We start from the raw sequence: 7,094 nt of genomic DNA, 5'->3' as shown, positions 1-7,094 counted from the left end.
GGACTGGCCGGCGGCGGAGGAGGTGGCGGCGGTGGCGGCACCTCGCTGGACGGCGGAGGCGGTGGCGCGGCACTGGACGACGGCGGCGGCGCATGCGGCGTTGTGACGATGATCTCGTCCTGCATCGGCGGCGTCGACGACGGCGCGGTGCTGGGTGTGGCCAACTTGGTGGTGTCGGTGCGCGCGAACAGCAGCGACACCGAGACTACGAGGGCGATCGCGGCGACGATCGCCGAGATGCCGACGATCCACGGCCAGCGGGCAGTGCGCGCTTCCTCCTCGTGCGGGGCTGCTTCGCCGTAGTTGTCGTAGTCGTAGAGGTCCAGTTCGGCCGGCAGGTAGGGGCCGCTGCTGAAATGCTCGGACTCCGGAGCCGAGTAGGCCCGGGAATAGACGTCGGTCTGGCCGTCTGCGTCGGACTCCCCCGCCGACTCCGCACGGAATTCGCTGCCGCCCCCGTCGGATTCGCTGCCGCCTTGGCTGGCCTCGACACCGGGTCCGAGTTCTTCGGACTCCGGTCCTGGTGGTTTCGGCCCGCTCATGATCGTCTGTCCTGTTCGACTACTCCATCGGCGTACGCAGCACCGCGGTTGTGGTGTCGGGCGCGCGCTCCGATGTTCCTCAATATGCCTCGGAAAACCCTACCCAACCGGATCTCGCGCGACATTCTGGGCGACCCGGTCGCGGATCAACTGATGCCCTGATTGTGACCTTGGCTGCGCCGGCTAGTGCTTCTCGGGACCCACGTAGTACTCGAAGACCAACCCGGCCGCCGAACTCAGGATGAACACAACTCCGGCGCCGATCAGCCACGGCAGCCACAAGGCGATGCCGACCGCCGCCACCGAACCGGACAGCGCGATCAGAATCGGCCACCAGCTGTGCGGGCTGAAGAAGCCCAGTTCTCCTGCGCCGTCGCTGATCTCGGCGCCCTCGTAGTCTTCGGGCCGAGTGTCGAGCCGGCGGGCCACGAACCGGAAGAACGTCGCCACGATCAAGGCCATACCGCTGGTCAGCGCCAGCGCGGTGGTACCGGCCCACTCGATACCGCCGGTGGCGTACAGGCTGGTCAGCACGCCGTAGAGCACCGTGCAGAAGACGAAGAACGCCGCCACGAATTCGAACAGCCTGGCTTCGATGTGCATGGAGTTTCCCTACTTACTCGCTTGGGGCGCCATCTCGCCGCGGCGGGTGTCGAACGGGTGGGTGGTGACTGCGACCGGAGACTGCGCGATGGCCTGTAATGCCTGGGCGTTCGTCTTCCCGGCGATCCGCTGCTGCAGGTAGGCCTTGAAGTCGTTGGGCTGAACCACCCGGACCTCAAAGTTCATCATCGAGTGATAGGTGCCGCACATTTCGGTGCAGCGACCCACGAATGCCCCGGTCCGGTCGATCTTCGAAACCTGGAAGCGGTTGACCGAGTGGTTGGCCGCGGGGTCGGGCATCACGTCGCGCTTGAACAGGAATTCCGGCACCCAGAACCCGTGAACCACGTCGGCCGACGCCAGCTCGAACTCGATCCGCTTGCCCGCGGGCAGCACCAGTACCGGAATCTGGGTGCTGGTACCGACCGTCTCCACCTTGTCGAAGTTGAGGTAGGTCCGGTCCTCGGTGTTGAGCCCACGGACTGGGCCGACCAGCTCTTCGCCGTGCTTGTCTTTGCCCTCGGGCTTGGAGACCATGGCCGCCTTGCGAGCGGGGTCGGCTCCGTCGTACTTCAGGGTGCCGTCCTTGAATTCGACCTTCTGGTAACCGAACTTCCAGTTCCACTGGAACGAGGTGACGTCGACGACGACTTCGGGGTCGGACGCCAGGTGCAGCATCTTCTCTTGCACCACCACGGTGAAGTAGAACAGCACCGAGATGATCAGGAATGGGGTCACGGTGAGCACCAGCTCCAGCGGCATGTTGTAGCCGAACTGACGGGGCAACTCGGTGTCGGTGGCCTTCTTGCGGTGGAAAGCCATCGACCAGAACATCAGGGCCCAGACCAGGACGCCGACCACCAGGGAGGCGATCACCGCGCCGATCCACAGCTGCCGGTTCCAGTCGCCTTCTTCGGTGATGCCGCGCGGCCAACCCAACGCCATGGCATCCGACCAACTGCATCCGCTCAGGGACACCGCCAGCAGGCCCAGCATGCCGGCCAGCGCCGGCATCCGCAGCCGACGGAAACCTGCCGAACGGCTCTTCAACAAGCCCTGCGAACAGCCTGGCCCGCGAGATGTCACGGTCGCGCCTCCTGAGAATCGCAAGCTGGGCCGACCTCGCGCATCCCCCGGTCGAGGGGACTGTCGGCGGACTCGCACGTCGAATACTACGCAGCGTAGACCACGCACGCAGCGGAGCCGTCTGCAGGCCCGCCCCTTTTTGGTCACCGCTTTGCGGCATCGATGAGCGACGCCGCTTTGCGGCATACTGAGCGGCGATGTGTGGACTGCTGGCCTTCGTGGCTGCCGTGGCCGGCGCCGAGCCGTCGGACAGCACGCGCGCCACCGCTGAGGCCATCGCACAGGCATCGCACCTGATGCGCCACCGCGGACCCGACGAACCCGGCACCTGGGCCGACTCGGCGGGGACCGTCGTGTTCGGTTTCAACCGGCTGTCGATCATCGACATCGCGCATTCGCATCAACCGCTGCGCTGGGGTCCGCCGGAAAGCCCCGACCGCTACGAGCTGGTGTTCAACGGTGAGATCTACAACTACCTGGAATTGCGCGCCGAACTCGCCGAGCGGCATGGCGCCGTGTTCGCCACCGACGGTGATGGCGAGGCCATCGTCGCCGCCTATCACTATTGGGGCGCCGACGCGCTGAGTCGACTGCGAGGCATGTTCGCGTTCGCGCTTTGGGACACCGTGTCCGGCGAATTGTTCTGCGCCCGAGACCCGTTCGGCATCAAGCCGCTCTTCATCGCGACCGGCCCAGGTGGTACCGCGGTTGCCAGCGAGAAGAAATGCCTGCTGGAACTGGCCGACCTGGTGGGATTCGACACCACGATCGACGACCGTGCCGTCCAGCACTACACCGTGCTGCAGTACGTGCCCGAACCAGAGACACTGCATCGCGGCGTTCGCCGGCTGGAATCGGGCTGCTATGCGCGCATCCGACCCGGCCAAACCCCGCAGACCACCCGCTACTTCGTGCCGCGCTTCGATGTCTTGCCGATCTCCCGTGGCACCGAGCAGGCCCGCTACGACGAGATCACCGCAGTCCTAGAGGACTCGGTGGCCAAGCACATGCGCGCCGACGTCACCGTCGGCGCCTTTCTGTCCGGCGGCATCGACTCGACCGCGATCGCGGCGCTGGCCATCCGGCACAACCCCCGACTGATCACCTTCACCACCGGCTTCGAGCGCGAGGGGTTCTCCGAGATCGACGTCGCGGTAGCGTCGGCCGAGGCGATCGGCGCGCGCCACATCGCCAAGGTGGTCGCTCCCGACGAGTTCGTCGCCGCGCTACCCGAGATCGTCTGGTATCTCGACGAACCGGTGGCCGACCCGGCACTGGTGCCGCTGTTCTTCGTTGCCCGCGAGGCGCGAAAGCACGTCAAGGTGGTGCTCTCCGGCGAGGGCGCCGACGAGCTGTTCGGCGGCTACACTATCTACCGGGAACCGTTGTCGCTCAAGCCTTTCGACTACTTGCCCCAGCCGCTTCGGCGCTCGATGGGGACGCTGTCCAAGCCGCTGCCGGAAGGCATGCGGGGTAAAAGCCTGCTACACCGCGGATCACTGACGCTCGAACAGCGGTATTACGGCAACGCCCGCAGCTTCTCCGATGCGCAGTTGCGCGACGTGCTGGCTGGATTCCGTCCGGAGTGGACCCACACCGACATCACGGCACCGATCTACGCCGAGTCGACCGACTGGGATCCGGTGGCCCGCATGCAGCACATCGATCTGTTCACCTGGTTGCGCGGCGACATCCTGGTCAAGGCCGACAAGATGACGATGGCGAACTCGCTGGAACTGCGAGTCCCGTTCCTGGATCCCGAGGTGTTCGCCGTCGCGTCCAAGCTGCCGATCGATGCCAAGATCACCCGCACCACCACCAAGTACGCGCTGCGCCGTGCACTGGAACCAATCGTCCCGCCGCATGTGCTGAACCGGCCGAAACTCGGCTTCCCGGTGCCGATCCGACATTGGTTGCGCGCCGGCCCGCTGCTGGAATGGGCGCACGAAATGGTGGATGCGTCGGCCACCGACAGCCTGATCGACGCGTCGGCTGTTCGGCGAATGCTAGACGAGCACCGTTGCGGCACAGCCGATCACAGCCGCAGGCTGTGGACGGTGCTGATCTTCATGCTGTGGCACGCGATCTTCGTCGAGCACAGCGTGGTGCCGCAGATCAGCGAGCCCCAATATCCCGTGCAGCTTTAACAGGGCTCAGCCACTCGCCGGCGACCCGCTACGCCCGGCCTCCAGCCGCGCTTGCGATCGCCGCTAGGCCAGTACGGCAGCGATCTCGGTGGCAGCCTCGTCGCCGTAGGCGTCGGCCAACCGCGTCTTGGCGACCTCGCGGTCCCACTGCCACTCCTGGGTCCCGGTGGACTCCAAAACCAGCACCGCGACCAGCGAACCCAGCTGCGCCGAGCGCTCCAGGCTGAGACCACCGCTGCGTCCGGTCAGGAAACCCGCACGGAACGCGTCGCCGACACCGGTCGGGTCGGTGAGGCTGGTCTCCGGCACCACGTCGACGTGGATGGTGGTCCCGTCGCGGTCGATGATGTCGACGCCCTTGGCGCCCAACGTGGTCACCCGCAGACCGACCTTGCCCATCACGTCGGCCTCCGACCAGCCGGTCTTCGACTGCAACAACTCCCACTCGTAGTCGTTGGTGAACAGGTACTCGGCGCCGTCGACGAGCTTGTCGATTTCCTCACCGGACAGCCGGGGCAGCTGCTGGGACGGGTCGGCGGCAAACGCCAGGCCGAGCTTGCGGCACTCCTCGGTGTGCACCACCATCGCCTCGGGGTCATTGGCCCCGATGATCACCAGATCCGGCTTGCCGCTCGCGGAAACCAGGTCAGCGAGCTTGATGTTGCGGGCCTCGGACATCGCACCCGGGTAGAACGACGCGATCTGGGCCATGTCTTCGTCGGTGGTGCAGACGAAACGCGCGGTGTGCGCGGATTTCGAGATCAGCACATGGTCGGTGTTGACGCCGTGGGACTGCAGCCACTTGCCGTAGTCGCCGACGAAGTCGTCACCGGCGGCTCCCACCAGCGACACGTCGCCGCCCAGCACGCCGATGGCGAACGCGATGTTGCCGGCTACTCCGCCGCGGTGGATCACCAGGTCGTCGACCAGGAAGCTCAGCGACACATTTTGCAGGTGCTCGGCCAGCAGGTGTTCGGAAAATCGACCCGGAAACCGCATCAGATTGTCAGTGGCAATAGAACCGGTTACCGCAATCGTCACGAAATTCCACCCCTTCAATTTCCGAAGTTCGGCTAGCTAAGCGTACCCGCGGCCATGGTCGGCTCTGCACCGTGGGCGGGCGCCCGCTAGCCTCCCTGGGAGAGCCTGACGGCGATGTCGGTCGTCGAGTCCGCTATCCGAGGAGATCCAGTTATGCCCGGTCCGTACTCGTCGGACCACCGTCTGGGGGCCGACGGATCGCCGTTCTCCGACTCCCATCCCAGCGAACCCATTCCGACCCCGCCGGGATATCCACCCCCGCCCCCGGGCTATCCGAGACCGTTGCCGCCGCCGCTGCCCTACCCCAAACCGCCCCGCCGTCGACGGCTGTTCGTCGGCGCAGCGGTGGCCGTGCTGGCGATCGCCGCGGCAGCCGCGGCGATCGTGTACGGATCGCGCAGTGCGCCGACACCCGCGCCCGGCGCGTTCTCCGCCGCGACGGCCACGTCAGCGATCCAGGGCTACCTGGATGCCCTCGAGCATCGCGACACCGAAGCCATTGCCCGTAACACGCTGTGCGGCATTTACGACGCCGTGCGGGACCGGCGGACCGACGAGGCGCTGGCCAAACTCAGCAGCGACGCGTTCCGCAAGCAGTTCTCCGAAGCGCAGGTCACGTCGATCGACAAGATCGTGTACTGGTCGGACTATCAGGCCCAGGTGCTGTTCAGCATGCGCGTCCAGCCACCGACCGGCGGCAGCACGCGCAACCAGGTTCAGGGCATCGCGCAACTGCTGAGGCAACACAACAAGATTCTGGTGTGCTCGTACGTGCTGCGAACAGCAGGTGAGTTTTAGCGACGCCGACCAAGCGTCAGTTGAAGGAGTCCCCGCAGGCGCAGGACCCGGTGGCGTTCGGGTTATCGATGGTGAAGCCCTGCTTCTCGATGGTGTCGACGAAGTCGATGGAGGCGCCTTGCACGTACGGCGCGCTCATCCGGTCGACGGTCAACCTCACACCGCCGAAGTCGGCGGTGAGGTCACCGTCGAGCGCGCGGTCGTCGAAGAACAGGTTGTAGCGCAGACCGGCGCATCCCCCGGGCTGGACGGCGATCCGCAGCGACAGGTCGTCGCGTCCCTCCTGATCCAGCAGTGACTTAGCCTTGGCTGCCGCGGCGTCGGTCAAGATCACGCCGTGGGTTGTGGCGGTCGACTCTTCCTGAACAGTCATTGCTTCTCCCTGTAAGTTCTCGGGTCCGTGGACGGCTGGTCGCCGGGCGTTGGCCGCGGGCGAATAAACCCATCTCCTCAAAGGTACCTTGTTGCGCCGGTATTCCCGAGTCGCGCCGCCACCTGCGAGGCCAGCCCCATCAGCTGGTTGGCGGCGTCGGCCAGGGCGAGCCGCACCGAGCCGGCATAATCAGCGACCGCGTAGGCCGCCAGAATGCCTGCCGACTGAAAGGCGCGGTCGTCCAGGGTGACCTGGCCGGCCAACACCACCACCGGTTTGTGCGACGATCGCGCCGCCGCGGCCAGCGCACCGACCACCTTGCCGCGCAGGGACTGGTCGTCGAATTTCCCCTCACCAGTGATCACCAGATCAACCGTGGCCAGGTCACCGGCCAGATCGGTGTGCTCGGCGATGATCGCCGCCCCCGACTCGCAGCGGCCGCCCAGCGCCAGCAGCGCCGCACCGATTCCGCCGGCGGCCCCGGCACCCGACTCCGCACTGACC

7 protein-coding genes and 1 pseudogene are annotated in these 7,094 nt (G+C 66.2%); 2 read left to right on the top strand and 6 right to left on the bottom strand.

Annotation, left to right across the window (positions count from 1 at the left end; genetic code table 11):
* The 3 genes and pseudogenes from WAO18_RS18840 to WAO18_RS18830 all read right to left on the bottom strand — a co-directional run.
* Positions 1–542 (bottom strand): annotated as a pseudogene (locus tag WAO18_RS18840) (hypothetical protein); the annotation flags it as partial.
* 183 nt (positions 543–725) lie between these two features.
* Positions 726–1,145 (bottom strand): cytochrome c oxidase subunit 4, encoded by a 420-nt coding sequence (locus WAO18_RS18835; RefSeq protein ID WP_422207751.1) that lies wholly within the window; start codon positions 1,143–1,145, stop codon positions 726–728.
* Positions 1,146–1,154: 9 nt separating this feature from the next.
* Positions 1,155–2,231, bottom strand: a complete 1,077-nt coding sequence (locus tag WAO18_RS18830) for a cytochrome c oxidase subunit II (RefSeq protein WP_422207750.1) — start codon at positions 2,229–2,231, stop codon at positions 1,155–1,157.
* 197 nt (positions 2,232–2,428) lie between these two features.
* Here WAO18_RS18830 and asnB point away from each other — a divergent pair, with 197 nt between their 5' ends.
* Positions 2,429–4,378: an asparagine synthase (glutamine-hydrolyzing) gene (gene asnB / locus WAO18_RS18825; protein ID WP_422207749.1), complete on the top strand. Its 1,950-nt coding sequence runs from the start codon at positions 2,429–2,431 to the stop codon at positions 4,376–4,378.
* A gap of 63 nt (positions 4,379–4,441) precedes the next feature.
* Here asnB and WAO18_RS18820 read toward each other — a convergent pair whose 3' ends face one another.
* Entirely contained in the window at positions 4,442–5,419 is a 978-nt protein-coding gene (locus WAO18_RS18820) for a carbohydrate kinase family protein (RefSeq protein WP_422207748.1), read from the bottom strand.
* A 153-nt stretch (positions 5,420–5,572) separates the two neighbouring features.
* Here WAO18_RS18820 and WAO18_RS18815 point away from each other — a divergent pair, with 153 nt between their 5' ends.
* A complete protein-coding gene (locus tag WAO18_RS18815) occupies positions 5,573–6,217 on the top strand; it encodes a hypothetical protein (RefSeq protein ID WP_422207747.1) in 645 nt (214 codons plus the stop codon).
* Between the two features lie 16 nt (positions 6,218–6,233).
* Here WAO18_RS18815 and WAO18_RS18810 read toward each other — a convergent pair whose 3' ends face one another.
* Positions 6,234–6,590 carry a HesB/IscA family protein gene (locus WAO18_RS18810; RefSeq protein ID WP_422207746.1) on the bottom strand — a complete coding sequence of 119 codons (357 nt, stop codon included), beginning with the start codon at positions 6,588–6,590 and terminating at the stop codon, positions 6,234–6,236.
* A 77-nt stretch (positions 6,591–6,667) separates the two neighbouring features.
* Positions 6,668–7,094, bottom strand: a 427-nt coding sequence (locus WAO18_RS18805; protein ID WP_422207745.1) for a glycerate kinase, incomplete at its 5' end; no start/stop codon positions are given.

The organism is Mycobacterium sp. (assembly GCF_049278535.1).
Classification (GTDB): Bacteria; Actinomycetota; Actinomycetes; order Mycobacteriales; family Mycobacteriaceae; genus Mycobacterium.
Note: the sequence above shows the minus strand (reverse complement) of the source record. Positions and strands in the feature narration are given on the sequence as shown.

Excerpts from the sequence above, each read along its gene's own strand:
- WAO18_RS18835 (WP_422207751.1), bottom strand. The coding sequence starts at position 1,145 with ATGCACATCGAAGCCAGGCTGTTCGAATTCGTGGCGGCGTTCTTCGTC.
- asnB (WP_422207749.1), top strand. The coding sequence starts at position 2,429 with ATGTGTGGACTGCTGGCCTTCGTGGCTGCCGTGGCCGGCGCCGAGCCG.
- WAO18_RS18815 (WP_422207747.1), top strand. The coding sequence starts at position 5,573 with ATGCCCGGTCCGTACTCGTCGGACCACCGTCTGGGGGCCGACGGATCG.
- WAO18_RS18810 (WP_422207746.1), bottom strand. The coding sequence starts at position 6,590 with ATGACTGTTCAGGAAGAGTCGACCGCCACAACCCACGGCGTGATCTTG.